Origin of the sequence: Caldimonas brevitalea, assembly GCF_001017435.1 — a bacterium.
In the GTDB taxonomy this organism is placed as follows: Bacteria; Pseudomonadota; Gammaproteobacteria; order Burkholderiales; family Burkholderiaceae_C; genus Caldimonas; species Caldimonas brevitalea.
Genome location: NZ_CP011371.1, coordinates 1765276 through 1785779 on the forward strand (window position 1 = coordinate 1765276; position 20504 = coordinate 1785779).

Consider the following 20504-nt stretch of genomic DNA (forward strand, 5'->3'; position numbering starts at 1 on the left):
AGCGAACACCACCCGCCCCGCCGTTCCGACGTGCCGGGGCAGGGCACACCCCCAACAACCACCCCGGCGCGCTCGATCGTGTCGTCCGGGCGCTTCAGGAGCAGGAGCTTATCCATGGCCGGTCATTCCAAGTGGGCCAACATTCAGCACCGCAAGGGTCGCCAGGACGAAAAGCGCGGCAAGGTCTGGACGCGTGTGATCCGCGAAATCATGGTCGCGGCACGCCAGGGCGGCGCTGACCTGAACGCCAACCCGCGTTTGCGTCTGGCCGTCGACAAGGCGAAGGCGGCTAACATGCCGGCCGACACCATCAAGCGCAACATCGACAAGGCCACCGGCAATCTCGAAGGCGTCAGCTACGAAGAGATCCGCTACGAGGGCTACGGCATCGGCGGCGCGGCGATCATCGTCGACTGCATGACCGACAACCGCGTGCGCACGGTGGCCGAAGTGCGCCATGCCTTCAGCAAGCATGGCGGCAACCTCGGCACCGAAGGGTCGGTGGCCTTCCAGTTCAAGCACTGCGGCCAGTTCGTGTTCGCCCCGGGCACGCCCGAAGACAAGGTCATGGAAGTGGCCCTGGAGGCGGGCGCCGAGGACGTGGTGAGCGACGACGACGGCGCGGTGGAAGTGCTGTGTGCGCCGGGCGACTTCGAGGCGGTCAAGAACGCGCTGGAAGGCGCGGGGCTGCAGCCGGAAGTGGCCGAGGTGACGATGCGGGCCGAGAACACGGTCGATCTCACCGGCGACGACGCGCAGAAGATGCAAAAGCTGCTGGACGTGCTGGAAGACCTCGACGATGTGCAAGAGGTCTACCACAACGCGATCATCAACGAATGAGACCGAAGGCAGTACGCGCGCATCGCGCCGCCCGGTGAAAGATCAGGTATGAAAGTTCTCGTCATCGGTTCGGGCGGCCGCGAACACGCCCTGGCGTGGAAACTCGCCCAATCGCCCAAGGTGCACAAGGTGTACGTCGCGCCGGGCAACGGCGGCACCGCGCTCGACCCGCGGCTGACCAACGTCGCGATCTCCGCGCCCGAAGCGCTGGCCGACTTTGCCGAATCCGAGAAGGTCAACATCACGGTGGTCGGCCCCGAGGCACCGCTGGCGGCCGGTGTGGTCGACCTGTTCCGGGCCCGCGGCCTGCGCATCTTCGGGCCGACCAAGGCGGCGGCTCAGCTCGAAAGCTCCAAGGCTTTCTCGAAGGACTTCATGCGGCGGCACAAGATTCCGACCGCGGCCTACGAGACCTTCGACAACGCCGAGGCCGCCCACGCCTATGTCGACCGGATGGGCGCCCCTATCGTGGTCAAGGCCGACGGCCTGGCGGCCGGCAAGGGTGTGGTGGTCGCGATGACGCTGGCCGAGGCCCACGAAGCAGTCGACTGGATGCTGCTCGACAACAAGCTCGGCGTGCAGCACAACGAAGGCGGCGCGCGGGTCGTGATCGAGGAGTTCCTGCAGGGCGAGGAAGCCAGCTTCATCGTGCTGTGCGACGGCAAGAACGTGCTGGCGCTGGCGACCAGCCAGGACCACAAGCGCCTGCAGGACGGCGACCAGGGGCCCAACACCGGTGGCATGGGCGCCTACTCGCCTGCCCCGGTGGTCACGCCCAATGTGCACGGCCGCGCGATGCAGGACATCATCCTGCCGACCATCGCCGGCATGGCCCGCGACGGCATTCCCTACACCGGTTTCCTCTATGCCGGCCTGATGATCGACGCCAACGGCCTGCCGAAGACGCTCGAATTCAACTGCCGCATGGGCGACCCGGAAACGCAGCCGATCATGATGCGGCTCAAGACCGATCTGCTCGACGTGCTGATGGCCGCCACCGACGGCAGCCTCGACAAGGTCGACCTGCAATGGGACCGCCGGGTCGCGCTCGGCGTGGTGCTGGCGGCACACGGCTACCCGCTCGACCCGCGCAAGGGCGACGTCATCACGGGGCTGCCGGCGGAACAGCCCGATGCGGTGGTGTTCCACGCCGGCACCATCACGGACGGCGGGCAGACCCGCACCGCCGGCGGGCGTGTGCTGTGCGTCACCGCGCTTGGCGACTCGGTGAAGGCGGCGCAACAGCGCGCCTACCAGGTGGCGCAGGGCATCCGTTTCGACGGCGCCCAGTTCCGCAGCGACATCGGCTACCGCGCCGTCAAGCGCTGACACCGGCGAGTCGATGAAAACCGAAGACGTCCGCACTTATTTGCTGAGCCTGCAAGACCGCATCATCGACACGATGCAGTCCGAAGACGGCTCGCCGTTCGTGCGCGACGCCTGGACCCGCCCGAGCGGCGGCCGTCTGGAAGGCGACGGCGTGTCGCGCCTGGTCGAGGACGGCCCGCTGCTGGAGCGCGGCGGCTGCAATTTTTCGCATGTGAAGGGGCCGCAGCTGCCGCCCTCCGCCACGCAACATCGGCCGGAGCTGGCCGGCGCGCCCTTCGAGGCGTTGGGTGTTTCGCTGGTGTTCCACCCGCGCAACCCCTATGTGCCGACGGTGCACATGAACGTGCGTATGCTGGCCGCCCACCCGCCGGGCCGAGAGAGCGTGACCTGGTTCGGCGGCGGCATGGACCTGACGCCTTATTACGGCTTCGAAGAGGATGCCGGTCACTTCCACACCACCTGTCGTGATGCGCTGGCGCCTTTCGGCGACGACAAGTACCCCCGCTTCAAGCAGTGGTGCGACGACTATTTCTATCTGAAGCACCGCCAGGAGGCGCGTGGCATCGGGGGCATCTTCTATGACGATTTCGCCGAAGGCGGCTTCGACACCGGTTTTGGCATGATGCGTTCGGTCGGCGACGCCTTTCTGGCCGCGTACCTGCCCATCGTGCAGCGGCGCCGGGCCTTGCCCTATGGCGAGCGCGAACGCGATTTCCAGGCCTATCGGCGCGGCCGCTATGTCGAGTTCAACCTGGTGTGGGACCGCGGCACGCTGTTCGGCCTGCAATCCGGCGGGCGCACCGAGTCGATCCTGATGTCGATGCCGCCGGTCGTGAAATGGCGTTACGACTGGCAGCCCGAGCCGGACAGCCCCGAAGCCCGGCTGTACACCGACTTCCTGCCGCCGCGGGCCTGGGTGTGACGCCTGCTTTGCCTCGTATCGGCCTGTTCGGCGGCAGCTTCGACCCGGTGCACAACGCCCACCTGGCGCTGGCCCGGGTGGCCCGCGACCATCTCCGGCTCGACGAACTGCGCTGGGTGCCGGTGGGCGCCGCCTGGCAGAAGGCGCGGCAACTCACGCCGGCGGCCCATCGGCTCGCAATGGTGGAGCTGGCCATTGCCCGTGAGCCGGGCTTCACCGCCTCGACGGTCGAAACCGATCGCGACGGCCCCAGCTACATGATCGACACCGTGCGCGCCTTGCAGGAGGCTCAGCCCCAGGCCCATTGGTTGCTGATCGTGGGACAGGACCAATACGCGCGTTTCGACACCTGGCGCGACTGGCCAGAGTTGCTGCAGCGCGTGACGCTGGCGGTGGCCGGCCGGGCCGGGGAAGCGCCTCGCCCGCCTGCTGCGCTGGCGGTACACGACCACCGAATCGAAAGCCTGCCCTTGCCTGCGATGACCGTCTCCTCGACCGAAGTGCGCACCCGCGTGGCGCGCGGCGAGCCCATCGACACGCTGGTTCCCCCCCAGGTGGCACGCTATATTGCGCAGCATCACCTTTATTCCAACCCCTGATCCCGACTACACGGAGACGCCCGCCTCAATGGACATCCGCAAACTGCAGCGCGCCATCGTCGATGGCTTGGAAGACGTCAAGGCCCACGACATCCAGGTGTTCAACACCGAACACCTTTCACCCCTGTTCGAACGGGTCATCATCGCTTCCGGCACATCGAACCGCCAGACCAAGGCGTTGGCTGCGAGCGTCCGCGACAGCGTCAAGGACCAGGGCTTTCAGGTGATGCGCACCGAAGGTGAAGACAACGGCGAGTGGATCATCGTCGACTGCGGCGCCGCCGTGGCCCACATCATGCAGCCCACCATCCGCCAGTATTACCACCTGGAAGAGATCTGGGGCGAGAAGCCGGTGAAGCTCAAGCTGGGCGCCGAAACCAAGCGGCTGCCCAAGGCCGAGGGCGCCGACGAAGACGACGATGACGACGTGAACGCCAGCGAGGCCCGCCCGGCGGCCAAGAAGGCCCCGGCGAAGAAGGCCGCCGCGAAGAAAACGGCGTCGAAGGCCGCAGCCGCCAAGACGCCGGCCGCGAAGAAGGCCGCCTCGTCGAGGGCGGCCGCACCGGCCGCCAAGAAGGCCACCGCCGCGCGCAAGACGCCGGCGGCCAAGAAGGCGCCGGCCAAGACCCGCACGGTCACGGTGATCTCTGGCAGCGTGCGCGCCCCCGCCAAGAAGGTGGCAGCGAAGAAGGCGGCCGCCAGTCCGGCCGCAGCCAAGAAGGCCGGCACCCGCAAGGCATGAAACTGGTCGTCGTCGCGGTCGGCCAACGCATGCCAGCCTGGGCCGAGACGGCTTACGACGACTATGCCAAGCGCTTCCCGCCCGAGCTGCGGCTGGAGTTGAAAGCCGTCAAGACCGAGCCGCGGGGCAACAACAAGTCGGCCGAGTCGCTGATGGCGGCCGAACGCTCGCGCATCGAGGCGGCGCTGCCCAAGGGCGCCCGCACTGTCGTGCTCGACGAGCGCGGCGACCGGCTGACCACCCAACAACTGGCGCAGCGGCTCAAGGCCTGGATGCACGACGGGCGCGACGTCGCCCTGCTGATCGGCGGGCCCGACGGGCTCGACCCGGCCTTGCGCGAGGGCGCCGACGAGCGCGTGCGCCTGTCCGACCTGACCCTGCCGCACGCCTTCGTGCGTGTGCTGCTGGCCGAACAGCTGTACCGCGCCTGGTCGGTGATGGTCGGCCATCCTTATCACCGCGAATGACGCGCGCTGTTTCGGCGCACCTTCGCACCCGATGGCAGTAGAAGAAAAACGAGCACCACGATGGCCCGCGCCTCCCACGACTTTGTCTACCTCGCCTCCCAAAGCCCGCGCCGGCGGCAGCTGCTCGACCAGCTCGGCGTGCGCCACCAGCTGCTGCTGCCGGGAGTCGACGAGGACGCCGAGGCGCTCGAAGCCGTGTTGCCGCGCGAGGCGCCGCTCGCCTATGTCGAGCGCGTCACGCTGGCCAAGCTCGGCGCCGCACGCCGCCGCCTGAAGCAGCGGGGCCTGCCGGCCGCACCCCTGTTGTGCTCGGACACGACGGTCGCGCTGGGCAACCGCATCTTCGGCAAGCCCGCCAGCGCGGATGAGGCCGCGGCGATGCTGGCCAGCCTGTCCGGCCGTGAACACCGGGTGATCACGGCCGTCGCGGTCGGCACGATGCGCCGCTTCGATTGCACGGTAAACATCTCCAAAGTGCGCTTTGCGGCGCTCACCCGCACGCAGATCGACGCCTACGTCGCGAGCGGCGAGCCGATGGGCAAGGCCGGCGCGTATGCGATCCAGAGCCAGGCAGCCGCCTGGATCACCCATATTGCTGGGAGTTACTCCGGTATCATGGGTTTGCCTCTGTACGAGACCGCGCAGCTTCTGCAACGCTTCGGGGTCACGTACTGACCCCTTACCCGGCACATGCAAGACATCCTCATCAACTGGTCTCCGCAAGAAACGCGGGTGGCCATCGTCGAAAGCGGTGCGGTGCAGGAGTTGCACATCGAGCGGACGCTCGAGCGCGGCCTGGTCGGCAACATCTACGCTGGCCGGGTGGCCCGTGTGCTGCCTGGCATGCAATCGGCCTTCATCGACATCGGCCTCGAACGCGCTGCCTTCCTGCACGTGGCCGACGTCTGGCAGCGCGGTGCTTTTGCCGAGGGCGGGCACGGCAACCACAACCACAACAACACGCCCCCGACGCCGATCGAAAAGCTGGTGTTCGAAGGCCAGAATCTGACCGTGCAGGTCATCAAGGACCCGATCGGCACCAAGGGCGCGCGGCTGTCGACGCAGATCAGCATCGCGGGCCGTTTGCTGGTGTTCCTGCCGCAGGACGACCACATCGGCATTTCGCAGAAGATCGGCTCGCCCGAGTTGCGCGAGCAGTTGCGCAGCCGCATGGGCCGGCTGGCGGGCGAGGGCGGCGGCGGCTTCATCCTGCGCACCAACGCTGAAGACGCGACCGACGACGAACTGGCCGCCGACATCGCCTTCTTGCGCAAGATGTGGGCGAGCATCCGCCAGGCCAGCTTCAAGACGCCCGCGGGCCGATTGCTGCACCAGGACCTCAACCTGGCCCAGCGCGTGTTGCGCGACCTGGCCAACGAAGAGACACAGTCGATCCGCATCGATTCGCACGCCCAGTTCGAGGCCTTGAAGGCCTTCGGCCGCGAGTACACGCCGGGCTCGGTGCACAAGCTGCAGCACTACCGCGGCGAGCGTCCGATCTTCGATCTGTTCAACGTCGACCAGGAGATCGAGAAGGCGCTGGCGCGGCGCGTCGACCTGAAGTCGGGCGGTTATCTGATCATCGACCAGACCGAAGCCCTGACCACCTTCGACGTCAACACCGGCGGCTACGTCGGCGCCCGCAACTTCGACGACACCATCTTCAAGACCAACCTCGAGGCGGCGCAGGCCATCGCCCGGCAGCTGCGGCTGCGCAACCTGGGCGGCATCATCATCCTCGACTTCATCGACATGGTGCGCGAGGACCACCAGGAGGCGGTGCTGGCCGAACTGCGCAAGCAACTGCAGCGCGACCGCGTCAAGATGACGGTGAGCGGCTTCACGCAGCTCGGTCTGGTGGAGATGACACGCAAGCGCACGCGCGAGTCGCTGTCCCACATGCTGTGCGAGCCGTGCCCCACCTGCGGCGGCAAGGGCTCGGTGAAGACACCGCGCAGCGTCTGCTACGACATCCTGCGCGAGATCCTGCGCGAGGCCCGGCAGTTCAACCCGAAGGAGTTCCGGGTGGTGGCGTCGCCCGCGGTGGTCGAGATGCTGCTCGACGAAGAGAGCGCCCACCTCGCGGCCCTGTCCGATTTCATCGGCAAGCCGATCTCGCTACAGACCGAAGCCGCGGTGTCGCCCGAGCAGTACGACATCGTGTTGCTGTGAGCGTGGCCGTCCCGCGCGAGGGCCTGCAGGGAACTTGCAGGGCCGTTGTTGGCACTACAGCACACGGTCCGCACGCCCAGAGCTTGTTACGCTCCTTACCTCGCCGCGCCCGGTGCGCACGCCCGCACACCGGATGATCGCCGCTTTGCAGCAGCTGACAGGGGCTCGCCGCGTGGGTGGCGGCCCGCTTCGGCAGGGCGAAGGGCGGGCTTCCGCGACGCGGTGGCGACCTTCGCTACCATGCTGCGCCATCTGATCAAGAAAGGATGCAAAAAGACGCCATGAGCATGCTGTCCCGACGAAACTTCCTGACGGTCCCGGCCGCATTCGCTGCCATGCCGGCACTGGCGCAGTTCCGCGTCGACATCTCGGGGGTCGGCGCCCGACAGTTCCCGATCGCGATCGCGCCCTTCCGCGGTGAAGCGGGCTGGACCCAGCAGGTGTCGGCCATCATCCGTGCCGACCTCGAGCGCAGTGGGCAGTTCCGCGGTGTGGACACCGGCGGTGTCGCGGTCGACGAAACGGCCCGGCCGGTGGCCACCGAATGGCGCGGCCGCGGTGCCGACGCCCTGGCCGCCGGCAGCCTGTCGCGCCTGGCCGATGGCCGGGTGGACGTGCGCTTCCGGCTGTGGGACACGGTGCGCGGCCAGGACCTCGGGGGCCAGGCCTACGCTGTCGTCGAGGCCGACCTGCGTCTCGCCGCCCACCGCATCGCCGACTACATCTACGAGAAGATCACCGGCGAGAAGGGCGTGTTCGCGACCCGCATCGCCTACGTCACCAAGTCGGCCCAGCGCCACACGCTGTGGGTGGCCGACTCCGACGGCGAGGGGGCCCAGGTGGCGCTGGCGAGCGCCGAGCCCATCATCTCGCCGGCGTGGTCGCCGAACGGCTCCGAACTCGCCTATGTGTCGTTCGAAACCAAGAAGCCGGTCGTGTATTCGCAAGAGATCGCGTCCGGCAAGCGCAGCGCGGTGGCGGCCTTCAAGGGCTCGAACAGCGCACCCGCCTGGTCGCCGGACGGGTCGCAGCTGGCCGTGGTGCTGACCCGCGAAGGCGGGTCGCAGCTGTACCTGATGAACCGCAACGGCGAGAACGTGCGGCGTCTGACCAGCAGCTCCAGCATCGACACCGAGCCGGTGTTCAGCGCCGACGGCAAGCAGCTGTATTTCGTCAGCGATCGGGGCGGTTCGCCGCAGATCTACCGCATGCCCGCCGGCGGCGGCAACATCGAACGCGTGACCTTCAACGGCAGCTACAACGTGAGCCCGGCGGTCAGCCCCGACGGACGCTGGCTGGCCTACGTCACGCGTGACGGGGGCGGCGCCTTCCGCGTGCAGCTGATGGAGATGGCCTCCGGCACCGTCACCACCATCTCGGACACCCGCGACGATGAAAGCCCGAGCTTTGCGCCCAACAGCCGGCTGGTGCTCTTCGCCACCCGGGCTCAGGGCCGCGACGTGTTGATGACCTCCACCCTGGATGGCAAGATCAAGGCGACCTTGCTCTCCAACCGGGGCGACGTCCGTGAGCCGATGTGGGGACCCTACGCGCGCTGACCCACGTCGCTGCTGCACGACACGACGCGAGTGCGACACAATCACGCACGTGCAACCGCTAGATGCACATTTTTCCGCTCGTCCGACTTTTGAGGCCGGGCATTTATCAACGTGCCGTCCAAGCGCACGCGTTTCGTTCTGATAGGAGAATTCTCATGAAACTTCGCACTGTGTCCTCTGCGCTGGCTACCGCATGCATGGCCGTGGTCCTGGCGGGCTGCGGATCCAGCGTGAAACTGGATGAAACGCCGGTTGAATCCCGCACCGGCCAGGCGGTCGGCGAGGGCGGGCAGACGCCGCAGTCCCAGGTTTCGTCGGTGAACCTGACGGACGCGCAAGGCAACGAGCGCAACGCCGCCGGCCAGCTCGACCGGGTCATCTACTTCGATTTCGACAGCTATGCGGTCAAGGACGTCTACGGCCAGACCTTGTCGTCCTACGCCAAGACCTTGAACGGCGGCCAGCGTCGCCTGATGGTCGAAGGACATACCGACGAACGCGGCGGTCGCGAGTACAACCTGGCGCTGGGCCAGAAGCGCGCCGAAGCCGTGCGCAAGGCGCTGTCGCTGTTGGGCGTGAAGGAAAGCCAGATGGAAGCGGTGAGCTACGGCGAAGAGCGCCCGTCCGCGGTCGGCTCCGGCGAAGACGCGTGGGCCAAGAACCGCCGCGCCGAGCTGAACCTGCGTTGAGCGAGGGCCGAGCATGTTGTTGCGTCCTCACAGCGGGTTGACTGCCGCGGCCCGAGCCGCGCTGCTCACGCTGGCGTGTGGCCTGCCGTTGTCGGCGCACGCCTTGTTCAGCGACGACGAAGCTCGCCGCGCCATCCTCGAGCTGCGCCAGCGGGTCGACCAGGGCAACGAGCAGCGGCGCGCCGAACAGACGCGCAACACCGAGCAGATCGAGCAGCTGCGCCGCAGCCTGCTCGATCTGAACAACCAGCTCGAGCAGGCTCGCAGCGAGCTGGCACAACTGCGCGGCCAGAACGAGCAGCTGACGCGGCTGGTGGCGGAGCTGCAGCGCACCCAGACCGACCTGAAGCAAGGCCTGGACGACCGCATGCGGCAGTTCGAGCCCCAGAAGGTCACGGTCGACGGCAAGGAAATCCAGGTGCGGCCCGACGAGCGGCGCGACTACGACGCGGCGCTCGAGCTGTTCCGCAAGGGCGATTTCCCGAACGCGGCGGCCGCCTTCCAGTCGTTCCAGCGCCGCTACCCGGGCAGCGGTTACAACGAGACGGTGCTCTACTGGCTCGGCAACGCCTTTTACGGCAAGCGCGACTATCGTGAGGCGATGGCGGCCTTCCGCAATCTGGTGAACACGGCACCGCAGCACATGCGCGCGCCCGAGGCCTTGCTGTCCATCGCGATGTGCCAGATCGAGCTGAAAGACCGGCCCGCGGCCCGCCGCACGCTGGACGAGCTGATCAAGACCCATCCGCAGAGCGAGGCGGCAGCCGAGGCGAAGGAACGGTTGGCGGCACTGCGCTAGCAAGCCGCTGCCGGCGGCGGCAAGGACGCCGCCGCCGCTTCCGCCTGAGGCCGGTGTGGGTGGCGGCATGTCCTGGGTCCGCGTCCGCGGTCAGCCGGTGTGGACGAAGTGAGCGGCGTCTAACTCCCCGTCAGCGTGACGTGTTGCCGCCGCGGCGGCAACACCTGCCGTATGGGCCACTTACAATTTGGCCCATGGCAGACGTCGATCTCTCCTCCATCGCAGCCCAGGTTCTCTGGGCTGCTTTCTTTTTGTCGGCCGCGTTCGGCGCGATCGCACAGCGCACCCATTTCTGCACGATGGGCGCGGTGGCCGACATCGTCAACATTGGCGACTGGAGCCGCATGCGCATGTGGGTGCTGGCCATCGGCGTTGCCGTGGTCGGCTTCAATGCGATGGTCGGGCTCGGCTGGGTCGACGCATCCAAAACGCTCTACGGCGGGCCCCGGGTGCTGTGGGCGTCGGCTCTGGTCGGCGGCTTTCTGTTCGGGGTCGGCATGGTGCTCGGCTCCGGCTGCGGCAGCAAAACCTTGATCCGTGTCGGCGGGGGCAACCTGAAGTCGCTGGTGGTGTTCCTCGTGCTCGGCCTGGCGGCCTATGCCACCCTGCGCGGTATCACCGCGGTGGCGCGGGTCAACAGCGTCGACCGGCTGTCGCTCACGCTGGCGGGAAGCCAGGATCTGCCGTCGCTGATCAGCGCGGCCACCGGCTGGTCGCGCGCGGCGCTCGCCTGGGGGCTGGGGCTGTTGGTCGGCGGCGGCTGCATCGCCTGGGCGCTGGCCCGACCCGAAGGGCGCACGGCCAACAACCTGGCGGGCGGCATCGGCGTGGGGGCCGTGATCGTCGGCGTGTGGTGGGTGTCGGGCCGGCTGGGTTATGTGGCCGAAGACCCGAACACGCTGCAGGAGGCTTTTGTCGCCACCAATTCGCAACGCATGGAGTCGCTCAGCTTCGTCGCGCCGGTGTCGTACACGATCGACTGGCTGATCTTCTTCAGCGACAAGAGCCGCGTGCTGACGCTCGGCATCGTCTCGGTGCTCGGTGTTGTGGTCGGCTCGGCCGCCGCCTCCCTGGCCGACCGCAGCTTCCGCTGGGAAGGCTTCCGTGACGCGCAAGACACGGCGAATCATCTGGTCGGTGGCGCGCTGATGGGGATCGGCGGTGTCACCGCACTCGGCTGCACGATCGGGCAGGGCTTGTCCGGCGTTTCGACGCTGGGCCTGACCAGCTTCATCGCGCTGGCCGCCATCATCGCGGGGGCTGTGGCCGGGCTGAAATATCAGGTCTGGCGCCTGGAGCGGCAGGCATGAGCGGCGCACGGCCGCCCGAAGCCGCTCGCACCGCAGTGCGTAGCACGGAGGTTATCCAAATGAGCGGCGCACGGCCGCCCGAAGCCGCTCGCACGGCAGTGCGTAGCACGGAGGTTATCCAAATGAGCGGCGCCGCAGTGCCCAACACGAAGGTCACCCGATGAGCGGCGTCGAGCCCGACCTCACCAGCCAATTGCTGGGCGACGACGGTGACGACGGCGAGCGCCGCTTCGGCGGCCTGCGCCGGCTTTACGGTTCGGACGGCTATCGCCGGATCCGGGCGGCACGCGTCGCGGTCGTGGGCGTTGGAGGTGTCGGCTCATGGGCTGCCGAGGCTTTAGCACGCAGCGGCGTAGCAGAACTGACGCTGTTCGACCTCGACCATGTCGCACTGTCGAATGTGAACCGTCAGATCCACGCACTCGAGAGCACGCTGGGCCAGGCCAAGGTGTTGGCGTTGCGCGAGCGCATCGCCTTGATCCACCCGGCCTGCCAGGTGCGGGGTGTCGAAGAGTTCGTCGAGCCGGACAACTGGCCCGCATTGTTGCCGGCGCCGGTAGATGCGTTGATCGATTGTTGCGATCAGGTGCGTGCGAAAGCCGCACTTGCCGCCTGGGCCTTGCAGACCCGCACCCCGCTGGTCACGGTCGGGGCCGCCGGTGGCAAGCAGCGGGCACACGAAGTCGACGTGGCGGATCTGTCCGACACCACCCACGACCCCTTGCTGGCCTCACTGCGGCAACGCCTGCGGCGCGAGCACGGTGCACCGCGCAAGGGACACATCGGTGTGCGCTGCGTGTTCTCACGCGAAGCCCTGACGCGCCCGCCCGAAAGCTGCGATCTCGACGGCAGTCTTAATTGCCATGGGTATGGTTCGGTCGTGAGCGTCACGGCGACCTTCGGCCTCGTCGCCGCTGGCGAGGTGCTGCGGGACATCGCGCGGGACTCACGCCGCACAGCTTGAGACGTCGCATCGTGCGAAGGCCACAAGAGGCTTGAGTAATCCAAAAAACTCTGTCTATAATCTAGGGCTTCGCGGGTCACCGGCTGAATAAGTTCCCTTGGAACAGTTCAGCAGGTTCAGCAGCCGCGTTTGAGGTCACGGTCTCGCGGTCTCGAACAGGCGGCAGGCAGATCCCGCGCGGAGGGTTGTTAGCTCAGTCGGTAGAGCAGCGGACTTTTAATCCGTTGGTCGCAGGTTCGAATCCTGCACAACCCACCACTGCTGTTCTGAATGACGTGCCGCGGCTGTTGCGCACACGGGGTTCGAAGTACAGTATGTGGCGATCACAGTGAAAGTATTGGAGACGTTGGTTCGCAAAACCGTCGTGCTCCGGACGATGTCGCACAAGATATCGGGCTCTTAGCTCAGTTGGTAGAGCAGCGGACTCTTAATCCGTAGGTCGAGTGTTCGAGTCACTCAGGGCCCACCAAAATCGAAACCCCGCCGGTCTTTGAATGCAAAGGCCGGCGGGGTTTTTCGTTGGGGCAGCGCTGCACGGCCGGCCACATGGGCCGCTGTTGCCTCTGGACTCCGAGCAGCGGCGGTTCGCCCACCATGCCATCATCTCTCCCCTGCTGTCGTGTACGCCCGAAGAGTCGATCCTCGGTGGACCCGCCGGTCGCACCGATGCAAATCGGAAGGTGGCGTGCCGATTGGCTACGCCGCAAGGAGGCCCCATGACTTGTTCTTCATTGTTCCGTGCCGCCTGGGTTCTGTCTGTTGCCACGTTGGCCGGTTGCGCCACCAGTTATGGTCCGGGCGACCTGAAGCCCGGCACTCCGGCAGCCGAGGTGATCGCCCGAATGGGGCCGCCGACGGGTGAGTACCGGCAGCCCGACGGACCGCGCCGCCTCGAGTTTGCGCGCGGGCCTTTTGGCCGGCATACCTACATGGTCGACCTCGATGCGCAAGACCGGGTCAGCCGTTGGCAACAGGTGCTCGACGAGCGGACATTCAACGCGCTACCGGTCGGCATCTCGCGCCAGGAGGTGCTGTATCGCCTCGGTCGGCCTTCGCATGAGATGGTGATCCCCCGTCGCAACGAACGCATCTGGTCGTATCGCTACGAAGCCGTGTTCTGCCAGTGGTTCCAGGTCAGCCTGGACCGAACGTCAGACAAGGTGACAGAGACCGGATATAACGTCGACCCGATGTGCGATGCCGACAGTTGGGACGGCCCGCGTTGAAGCTGCGAACACCACCATGATCCTCTACGGCATCCCGAACTGCGACACCGTCAAAAAAGCGCGCCGCTGGCTCGACGAGCACGGCATCGCCTACACCTTCCACGACTTCAAGAAGCAGGGGGTGCCTGAAACCCGCCTGGACCACTGGCTCGCCACCGCCGGCTGGCAGACGCTGGTGAACCGGCAGGGCACGACGTGGCGCAAACTCGATCCGGCGGCACAGGCCTCGGTGACCGACGCCGCCAGCGCTCGAGCCTTGCTGTTGGCGCAGCCGAGCGCGATCAAGCGCCCGGTGCTGGAGGCCGGGGAGCGGCTGCTGGTGGGCTTCGATGCGGCCCGCTACGCCGCCGTCTCGGCCGGCTGACGTCGACATCGTCACGCCGTAAAGGAAACGGCCGCAGCCCGGGCGGGGGCGTGCGGCCGTCAGGGCCCGGCGACGCGACGCCGCGTCAGGCAGCCAGCAGTTGGCGCAGCACGAAGGGCAGGATGCCGCCGTGCTTGTAGTAGTCGACCTCGATCGGCGTGTCGATGCGCAGCGTCAGCGTGACCTGTTGCTGCGACCCGTCGGACCGGCGGATGGTCAGCGTCGCGTCCTGCTGCGGCTTGATGTCGCTGCCCACGGCGATGTCGAACTCCTCGTCGCCGCGGATGCCCAGCGACTCCCAGGTGTCGTCACCCTTGAACTGCAGCGGCAACACGCCCATGCCGACCAGGTTGGAACGGTGGATACGCTCGAAGCTGCGTGCCACCACCGCCTTGATGCCCAGCAGCTGGGTGCCCTTGGCCGCCCAGTCGCGTGATGAGCCGGTGCCGTACTCCTCGCCGGCGAAGATCACGGTCGGCGTGCCTTGCTCGATGTACTTCATCGCCGCGTCGTAGATGAACATCTTCTCGCTGCCGGGCTGGAACAGCGTCACGCCGCCTTCCTCGCGCGAGCCGTCCTCGCGCGGCGGGATCATCAGGTTTTTGATGCGCACGTTGGCGAAGGTGCCGCGCATCATCACCTCGTGGTTGCCGCGTCGCGACCCGTAGCTGTTGAAGTCGGCCTTCAGCACGCCGTTTTCCTTCAGCCAGCGGCCAGCCGGCGATTCTTCCTTGATCGAGCCGGCCGGTGAAATGTGGTCGGTGGTGATCGAATCGCCGAACAAGGCCATCGCGCGGGCCCCCTGGACGCCCACCTCGGCGACTTGCGGTTGCATCTCGAAGCCCTCGAAGAACGGCGGTTCGGCGATGTAGGTCGACTTGGGCCAGTTGTAGACCTGCCCGCTGACGCCGCTGATGCGCTGCCAGAGCTTGCCGGGCTCCGACGTGACGCGACCGTAGTTGGCCTTGTAGGCCTTGGCGTCCATCGCGTACTTCATCAGCTGGTAGATCTCGGCGCTGGTCGGCCAGATGTCGCCCAGGTACACGTCGCGGCCGCCCTTGCCCTTGCCAACCGGCTCGGTCATCAGGTCACGCGTGACGTTGCCGGCAATGGCATAGGCGACCACCAGCGGCGGCGAGGCGAGGAAGTTGGCCTTCAGGTTGGGGTGGATGCGGGCTTCGAAATTGCGATTGCCCGACAGCACGGCCGCGCACACCAGATCGTTGCGCCAGATCACCTCGTTGATCTCCGGCGTCAGGTCGCCGGCGTTGCCGATGCAGGTGGTGCAACCGTAGGCCGCCACCGAGAAGCCGAGCTTCTCGAGGTAGGGCAGCAGCCCGGCTTTCTCCAGGTATTCGGTGACGATGCGGGAGCCGGGGGCGAGCGACGTCTTGATGTGCGGCTTGACCTTCAACCCGGCTTCGACGGCCTTCTTGGCCAACAGGCCGGCGGCGAGCAGAACACCCGGGTTGGACGTGTTGGTGCACGAGGTGATGGCGGCGATCAGCACGTCGCCGTTGCGGATCTCGAGGCCGTTGGAGGTGGTGAACACCTGCTCCAGCTTTTCGGGTGGCTGGTTGAAGCCGTTCTCGGGCACCGGCTTGCTGAACAGCTGCGTGAAGGTGGTCTTCATGTTGCCGATCTCGATGCGGTCTTGAGGGCGCTTCGGACCGGCCAGGCTGGGCGCGACGGCGCCAAGGTCGAGCTTGACCACCTTGGTGTATTCGACGTCGCCCGCCTTGGGCACGCCGAACAGACCCTGGGCGCGGAAATACGCTTCGAAGGCCTCAATCTCCTGCTTGCTGCGGCCGGTGCCCTTGAAGTAGTCGATGGTCTTCTCGTCCACCGGGAAGAAGCCCATCGTCGCGCCGTATTCGGGCGCCATGTTGGCGATCGTCGCGCGGTCGGGCAGGGCCAGCGTCTCGGTGCCTTCGCCGAAGAACTCGACAAACTTGCCCACCACCTTCTCCTTGCGCAGGATCTCGGTGACGGTCAGCACCAGGTCGGTCGCGGTGACACCTTCGCGCAACTGGCCGCTCAGCTCGAAACCGACCACGTCGGGCGTCAGGAAGTAGACCGGCTGGCCGAGCATGCCGGCTTCCGCTTCGATGCCGCCAACGCCCCAACCCACCACGCCGATGCCATTGATCATCGTGGTGTGGCTGTCGGTGCCGACCAGCGTGTCGGGATAGAACACGCCGCCGGCGCCCTTGTGCACGCCGCGCGCGAGGTATTCGAGGTTGACCTGGTGGACGATGCCGAAGCCGGGGGGCACCACACCGAAGGTGTCGAACGCCTGCATGCCCCACTTCATGAACTCGTAGCGCTCCTGGTTGCGCTGGAACTCGAGCTTCATGTTGAGGTCGAGCGCCTTCTTGTTGCCGTAGTGGTCGATCATGACCGAGTGGTCGACCACCAGGTCGACCGGCACCAGCGGCTCGATCGTCTTCGGGTTCTTGCCCATCTCGGACGCCACCGAGCGCATCGCGGCCAGGTCGGCCAGCAGCGGCACGCCGGTGAAGTCTTGCAGCACAACACGCGCCACGACAAAGGGAATCTCGTCGACCCGTTCGCTCACCGGTTGCCAGTTCGCCAGCTGCTCGACGTGCTCGGGCGTGACCTTCTTGCCGTCACAGTTGCGCAGCACGCTTTCGAGCACGATGCGCAGCGACACCGGCAGTCGGGCGACATTCGGATATTGCTTCGCCAGCTCGGGCAGCGAGAAGAACTTGCCCTCTTTGGCGGAGGCGGTGGAGAAGGTCTTCAGTGTCTTGGCGAAGGCGTGAGCGGACGTCTTGGCAGCTTTGGGGGTTTTCTCGAGGGTGGCTTTGGCCATGTGCGGGACTCCGTGGAGCGGGGACCATAGGGGGTGGGGGAATCGTGCGAATTGTCGCAGTTTGAAGTTGGGTCGCAAGAAGCATGCGAGGCGGGGTGCCGCCGCCAGAACATCTTGATGCCAAAAAGGGCGGCGAGGCCGTCGCCGGCGGCGGCGCCGCGCGGGAGGGAAGGGGGCTGCAGGTCGCCGTTAAGCTGACGCCCATGATCGTCATCGGCACCGCTGGCTGGAGCCTGCCCCGCGCAGTCGCCCCTGCCTTTCCAGGGGAGGGCCAACACCTCACCCGCTACGCCCGCGTGTTGGGTTGCGCGGAGATCAACACGTCGTTCTACCGCCCTCACCGTCTTGAGACCTACGCGCGCTGGGCCGAACAAACCCCTGCGGGCTTTCGCTTTTCGGTCAAGCTGCCGCGCACGATCACGCACGAGGGGCGGTTGCGGCGGGCCAAAGCGCCGCTGACGCAGTTCCTGTCGGAGGTGAGCGGCCTGGGCGACAAGCTCGGCGTGCTGCTGGTGCAACTGCCGCCCTCGCAGGTGTTCGAGCCACGCGTGGTCCGAAACTTCTTCCAGCTGCTGCGAGAGCAGCACGACGGGCCGGTGGTGTGCGAGCCGCGCCATGCGAGCTGGTTCGAGCCGGCCGCCGAGCGCGCGCTGCAGGCGCACCGGGTGGGGCGGGTCGGCGCCGACCCAGCCAAGGTGCCGGTTGCTGCGACGCCGGGCGGGTGGCTGGGTGAAGACGGGTCGGGCGCCGGCGCAGCGGTGTACCACCGATGGCACGGGTCACCGCGAACGTATTGGTCGTCCTACAGCGCTGAGCAGTTGCAGGCCTGGCGCGACGCGTTGCGGGCGTGGCCCAAGTCGGCGGACTGCTGGTGCATCTTCGACAACACCGCGTCGGGGGCGGCCGCGGAGAACGCGCTGGCGTTGCAGGGGTTGCTGGCGTCCACGGGTCGAAGGTGACAGGCCCGTGACGGTGTCGCGCGACGCCGATCCGTCCCGAGGCGTGGAGCAACGGTCGGGCCCCTGCGCGAAAGCCGCACCGGCGACGTAACGCAGGCATCCCCCTCTTGGGGGGCTATCTTCCCGCTCGACGGTCTCGGCCGCCTCACGTCGGATCATCGTCCGACCTTGATTCTCCAAGGGAAGCTGAGAGGTGCGGACGCTGTACCGCGGCATGGCCGCTGCCCGGAGCCTGCGTAAGCGGTTACCACGATTGCGAGGTGTTGCTCACGTCTCCGGTCCTCTCGCCTCCAATGGCGCCTCCAACAACAACGGAGAAATGCCTTGAACAAACGTTTCCTGTGGGCAACAGGTGCGGTTGCGCTGACATTGGCGGGGTGCGGTGGCGGTGCCGGCGACACGTCTGGCGGCGGCACCGCGACCGCGAGTGCAGTGATGGCTGCGGCGGCGTCGACGGTCCCGCTCGAATACCTGCAACCGGGCGAGGTCAAAGTGGCCGAGTCTGATTTCAACGAACCTTTCACCGGCTACGCGCCTGGGTGGTGGATCAACGCCTGGGGCGGTGCCCAGGCTGAAGCTTCGCAGGCCACTGGCGGTGCGGCTTATTTGGGAGTTGGGGGGGCGCAGAAGTTTCGCATCACGTCCAAGGGCACCGGCGACGCACATCTGTACTACGAGTTCCCATTCAAGAATGGCAAACTCTATCGCGCCGTATTCTGGCTCCGCAAAGACCGGGTCAACCCGGACCTCAATGTAGAGGAACATCCCTCCCCCGTCGACGTCCTGATCCGCCAGGGCCCGGCCCCTCATACTGCCTATGCGAAGGGCGCGGTCGGCGCCACCACCGAGTGGCAGCGGGTGGAGGTCGAGGGCCGCTACCTCGGCACGGACCCGGCAGCGCTGCGGGTGCAGGTGCGAGACGCCGGCGTGAACATCTACATCGACAACCTGACCATCGTCGAGATGCCCGACGCACGGACGGCCGAGGGCACGTTGATCCCCGCAAGTGGTTCGACGGCTGACACGGTGGTGGACCTGCCGCAGGCCTTCTCGACCTTCGACAACTTCACCGGGGCGCTGGCGCCGGGCTGGCGTGTCAACGCCTGGCCGACCGGTGCCGAGGTTACCAACCCGACCAAGTACACGGCGCGGCACGAGAGCGGTGCGCAGCTGTTCCAGGTCGACCAGCGGGGGGCCGACGGCGACGCACAGCTGTACTTCAAGTACCCGTTCCGGTCGGGCCGCACCTACCGCGCCACGCTGCGCCTGCGCTCGGGCGGAGACCAGAAGGTCACCGTGATGATCCGCCGAGACGGGCTGGGCAACTACACGTCCGTGGCCAGCACGACGGTTGACCTGTCCAGCACGGCTAAGACCGTGACGCTGCAAGCGGCGATGACGGACTACGACCCGGCGTCTTTGCGCATCCTCGTCGAGAAAACCGGCGTGCCGGTCTACCTCGAGGACATGAAGCTGCAGGAAGTGCGCAAGAACGATGTCCGCCCGGCGACCACGAAGACAGTGCCGCCGACCTTCTTTGGCGTGCACACCACCAAGCTCCAGGACAACTCGCTTCGCATGGCCACCCAGCCCACGCTCTATCGCATGTGGGACACGGCCACCACCTGGGCCCATTTCCAGCCGAATGGGGAAGGTGAATGGCACGCGGATGCGAAGAGGCGTCTGGACTTCTACGTGACGCACGCGCAGGATCGAGGCCGCCAGGTCGTGATGGTGCTCGGGCAGACGCCGGCTTGGGCGCAACAGGGCGGGCCGGTCGGACTGGCGTATCCGCCCACCAACTTCGAGGCCTGGCGCGCCTATGTCAAGAGGCTCGCGCAAGAGTACAACGGCAAGATCCTGTACTGGGAATTGTGGAACGAAGCGGACTACAACAAGTTCTACAAGGGCGATGTGGCGACGATGGTGAAGCTGGCGAAGATCGCCAAAGACGAACTGGCGATCAACCCCAACAACAAGCTGATCTCGCCGGGGCTGACGATCAACCAGGGTTACCCGTGGCTTGAAAAGTTCATCGAGCTAGAGGGCGACCGCCTTGTGGACTACATCGGCTTCCACTTCTATTTCAACGCTTTGCGTCCCGAGGAAGTGGCGGCACCGATCGCGAATCTGCGTGATCTGCTGAAGGCCAAGGGCATCACCAAGCCGATCTGGAATACCGAAGGCGGGCCGCGTTGCCAGCCGCGCGACACCGCCACGGGCGGATGCGTGGCCGACAACCCGACGGTCAACGAGCACTGGGCGGGCGTGTCGCGCGCGATGCTGACCATGTGGTCGCAGGGGTTGGAGAACTACAACTACTACCACTGGGAAGGCATCGACGCCTACTCGCCGACCAGCTCGCTTTCGCGACCCGAGGACGGCTACAGCAAGCTCACGATCGCCGGCCAGGCGTACGAGAGGTTTGCGTCGCGCGAGTGGCTGCGCGATGCAAAGCTGGTGGACGCCTATGAAGTGCGCGACCGGCCGGAGGACCGTCACACCGTGTACGTCTTCCACCTCGAGCGTGGCACCGAGCGGTTCAAGATCCTCTGGTCCACCGACGAGAATCGACTGGTACGCCTGCCATCGACCTGGGGCGTGAGCAAGGCCACCTGGCTGGATGGTCGGACCAGCGCCGTCACCACACAGATGCGCATCGGCGTGGTCCCGGTGAAGCTGCAGTAAGTCCGAGCAGCTCTCTCTAAGCGGAGGGGGCGCCGCCCC

18 protein-coding genes and 2 tRNA genes are annotated in these 20504 nt (G+C 66.7%); 19 read left to right on the forward strand and 1 reads right to left on the reverse strand.

The genetic code is table 11. The annotated features are described in order from the left end of the window. The first annotated feature begins 114 nt into the window (after window positions 1-114). The 17 genes from AAW51_RS07760 to AAW51_RS07840 all read left to right on the forward strand — a co-directional run bounded on the left by AAW51_RS07760 (window position 115) and on the right by AAW51_RS07840 (window position 13982). Window positions 115-840, forward strand: a complete 726-nt coding sequence (locus AAW51_RS07760) for a YebC/PmpR family DNA-binding transcriptional regulator (RefSeq protein ID WP_047194147.1) — start codon at window positions 115-117, stop codon at window positions 838-840. 48 nt (window positions 841-888) lie between these two features. Further along, window positions 889-2169: a phosphoribosylamine--glycine ligase gene (gene purD / locus AAW51_RS07765; RefSeq protein WP_047194148.1), complete on the forward strand. Its 1281-nt coding sequence runs from the start codon at window positions 889-891 to the stop codon at window positions 2167-2169. 13 nt (window positions 2170-2182) lie between these two features. Continuing rightward, window positions 2183-3091, forward strand: coding sequence for an oxygen-dependent coproporphyrinogen oxidase (gene hemF, locus AAW51_RS07770; protein WP_047194149.1), 909 nt, complete (start codon window positions 2183-2185; stop codon window positions 3089-3091). Window positions 3092-3099: 8 nt separating this feature from the next. Then, the gene (nadD, locus tag AAW51_RS07775) at window positions 3100-3690 is read left to right on the forward strand and encodes a nicotinate-nucleotide adenylyltransferase (protein WP_047197553.1); all 591 of its coding nucleotides are present in this window, start codon (window positions 3100-3102) and stop codon (window positions 3688-3690) included. 28 nt (window positions 3691-3718) lie between these two features. After that, entirely contained in the window at window positions 3719-4432 is a 714-nt protein-coding gene (gene rsfS / locus AAW51_RS07780; RefSeq protein WP_047194150.1) for a ribosome silencing factor, read from the forward strand. Further along, a complete protein-coding gene (rlmH, locus tag AAW51_RS07785) occupies window positions 4429-4899 on the forward strand; it encodes a 23S rRNA (pseudouridine(1915)-N(3))-methyltransferase RlmH (protein WP_047194151.1) in 471 nt (156 codons plus the stop codon). Before rsfS ends, rlmH begins: the two co-directional genes overlap by 4 nt. Window positions 4900-4959: 60 nt before the next feature. Further along, window positions 4960-5574: a Maf family protein gene (locus tag AAW51_RS07790; RefSeq protein ID WP_047194152.1), complete on the forward strand. Its 615-nt coding sequence runs from the start codon at window positions 4960-4962 to the stop codon at window positions 5572-5574. 15 nt (window positions 5575-5589) lie between these two features. Further along, on the forward strand, window positions 5590-7071 hold the full coding sequence (rng, locus tag AAW51_RS07795; protein WP_047194153.1) for a ribonuclease G: 1482 nt from the start codon (window positions 5590-5592) through the stop codon (window positions 7069-7071). Window positions 7072-7352: 281 nt separating this feature from the next. After that, the gene (tolB, locus tag AAW51_RS07800) at window positions 7353-8630 is read left to right on the forward strand and encodes a Tol-Pal system beta propeller repeat protein TolB (protein ID WP_047194154.1); all 1278 of its coding nucleotides are present in this window, start codon (window positions 7353-7355) and stop codon (window positions 8628-8630) included. 155 nt (window positions 8631-8785) lie between these two features. Continuing rightward, entirely contained in the window at window positions 8786-9319 is a 534-nt protein-coding gene (gene pal / locus AAW51_RS07805; RefSeq protein WP_047194155.1) for a peptidoglycan-associated lipoprotein Pal, read from the forward strand. Between the two features lie 13 nt (window positions 9320-9332). After that, window positions 9333-10118 carry a tol-pal system protein YbgF gene (ybgF, locus tag AAW51_RS07810; protein WP_053013420.1) on the forward strand — a complete coding sequence of 262 codons (786 nt, stop codon included), beginning with the start codon at window positions 9333-9335 and terminating at the stop codon, window positions 10116-10118. 194 nt (window positions 10119-10312) lie between these two features. Beyond that, on the forward strand, window positions 10313-11428 hold the full coding sequence (locus AAW51_RS07815) for a YeeE/YedE family protein (RefSeq protein ID WP_047194156.1): 1116 nt from the start codon (window positions 10313-10315) through the stop codon (window positions 11426-11428). Window positions 11429-11588: 160 nt separating this feature from the next. After that, window positions 11589-12392 carry a tRNA threonylcarbamoyladenosine dehydratase gene (locus AAW51_RS07820; RefSeq protein ID WP_047194157.1) on the forward strand — a complete coding sequence of 268 codons (804 nt, stop codon included), beginning with the start codon at window positions 11589-11591 and terminating at the stop codon, window positions 12390-12392. 182 nt (window positions 12393-12574) lie between these two features. Beyond that, window positions 12575-12650: transfer RNA gene (locus AAW51_RS07825), tRNA-Lys, on the forward strand. A gap of 135 nt (window positions 12651-12785) precedes the next feature. After that, window positions 12786-12861: transfer RNA gene (locus AAW51_RS07830), tRNA-Lys, on the forward strand. Window positions 12862-13108: 247 nt separating this feature from the next. Next, on the forward strand, window positions 13109-13618 hold the full coding sequence (locus AAW51_RS07835; protein ID WP_047194158.1) for a hypothetical protein: 510 nt from the start codon (window positions 13109-13111) through the stop codon (window positions 13616-13618). 16 nt (window positions 13619-13634) lie between these two features. Further along, on the forward strand, window positions 13635-13982 hold the full coding sequence (locus tag AAW51_RS07840) for an ArsC family reductase (protein ID WP_083438162.1): 348 nt from the start codon (window positions 13635-13637) through the stop codon (window positions 13980-13982). An 85-nt stretch (window positions 13983-14067) separates the two neighbouring features. Here the strand turns inward: AAW51_RS07840 and acnA are convergent, their stop codons facing one another. Continuing rightward, window positions 14068-16818 carry an aconitate hydratase AcnA gene (acnA, locus tag AAW51_RS07845; RefSeq protein ID WP_083438163.1) on the reverse strand — a complete coding sequence of 917 codons (2751 nt, stop codon included), beginning with the start codon at window positions 16816-16818 and terminating at the stop codon, window positions 14068-14070. 203 nt (window positions 16819-17021) lie between these two features. Here acnA and AAW51_RS07850 point away from each other — a divergent pair, with 203 nt between their 5' ends. Together AAW51_RS07850 and AAW51_RS07855 are read left to right on the forward strand one after the other, a co-directional pair. Further along, complete coding sequence (locus AAW51_RS07850; protein ID WP_047194160.1) at window positions 17022-17777, forward strand: DUF72 domain-containing protein; 756 nt, start codon at window positions 17022-17024, stop codon at window positions 17775-17777. A 324-nt stretch (window positions 17778-18101) separates the two neighbouring features. After that, window positions 18102-20465 carry a glycosyl hydrolase gene (locus AAW51_RS07855; RefSeq protein WP_047194161.1) on the forward strand — a complete coding sequence of 788 codons (2364 nt, stop codon included), beginning with the start codon at window positions 18102-18104 and terminating at the stop codon, window positions 20463-20465. The last annotated feature ends 39 nt before the right edge of the window (window positions 20466-20504 follow it).

Coding starts and splice junctions, on each gene's coding strand:
- AAW51_RS07850 (WP_047194160.1), top strand. CDS start 17,022: ATGATCGTCATCGGCACCGCTGGCTGGAGCCTGCCCCGCGCAGTCGCC.
- pal (WP_047194155.1), top strand. CDS start 8,786: ATGAAACTTCGCACTGTGTCCTCTGCGCTGGCTACCGCATGCATGGCC.
- tolB (WP_047194154.1), top strand. CDS start 7,353: ATGAGCATGCTGTCCCGACGAAACTTCCTGACGGTCCCGGCCGCATTC.
- rng (WP_047194153.1), top strand. CDS start 5,590: ATGCAAGACATCCTCATCAACTGGTCTCCGCAAGAAACGCGGGTGGCC.
- AAW51_RS07820 (WP_047194157.1), top strand. CDS start 11,589: ATGAGCGGCGTCGAGCCCGACCTCACCAGCCAATTGCTGGGCGACGAC.
- ybgF (WP_053013420.1), top strand. CDS start 9,333: ATGTTGTTGCGTCCTCACAGCGGGTTGACTGCCGCGGCCCGAGCCGCG.
- AAW51_RS07815 (WP_047194156.1), top strand. CDS start 10,313: ATGGCAGACGTCGATCTCTCCTCCATCGCAGCCCAGGTTCTCTGGGCT.
- hemF (WP_047194149.1), top strand. CDS start 2,183: ATGAAAACCGAAGACGTCCGCACTTATTTGCTGAGCCTGCAAGACCGC.
- rsfS (WP_047194150.1), top strand. CDS start 3,719: ATGGACATCCGCAAACTGCAGCGCGCCATCGTCGATGGCTTGGAAGAC.
- AAW51_RS07840 (WP_083438162.1), top strand. CDS start 13,635: ATGATCCTCTACGGCATCCCGAACTGCGACACCGTCAAAAAAGCGCGC.
- acnA (WP_083438163.1), bottom strand. CDS start 16,818: ATGGCCAAAGCCACCCTCGAGAAAACCCCCAAAGCTGCCAAGACGTCC.
- AAW51_RS07760 (WP_047194147.1), top strand. CDS start 115: ATGGCCGGTCATTCCAAGTGGGCCAACATTCAGCACCGCAAGGGTCGC.
- purD (WP_047194148.1), top strand. CDS start 889: ATGAAAGTTCTCGTCATCGGTTCGGGCGGCCGCGAACACGCCCTGGCG.
- AAW51_RS07835 (WP_047194158.1), top strand. CDS start 13,109: ATGACTTGTTCTTCATTGTTCCGTGCCGCCTGGGTTCTGTCTGTTGCC.
- AAW51_RS07790 (WP_047194152.1), top strand. CDS start 4,960: ATGGCCCGCGCCTCCCACGACTTTGTCTACCTCGCCTCCCAAAGCCCG.
- rlmH (WP_047194151.1), top strand. CDS start 4,429: ATGAAACTGGTCGTCGTCGCGGTCGGCCAACGCATGCCAGCCTGGGCC.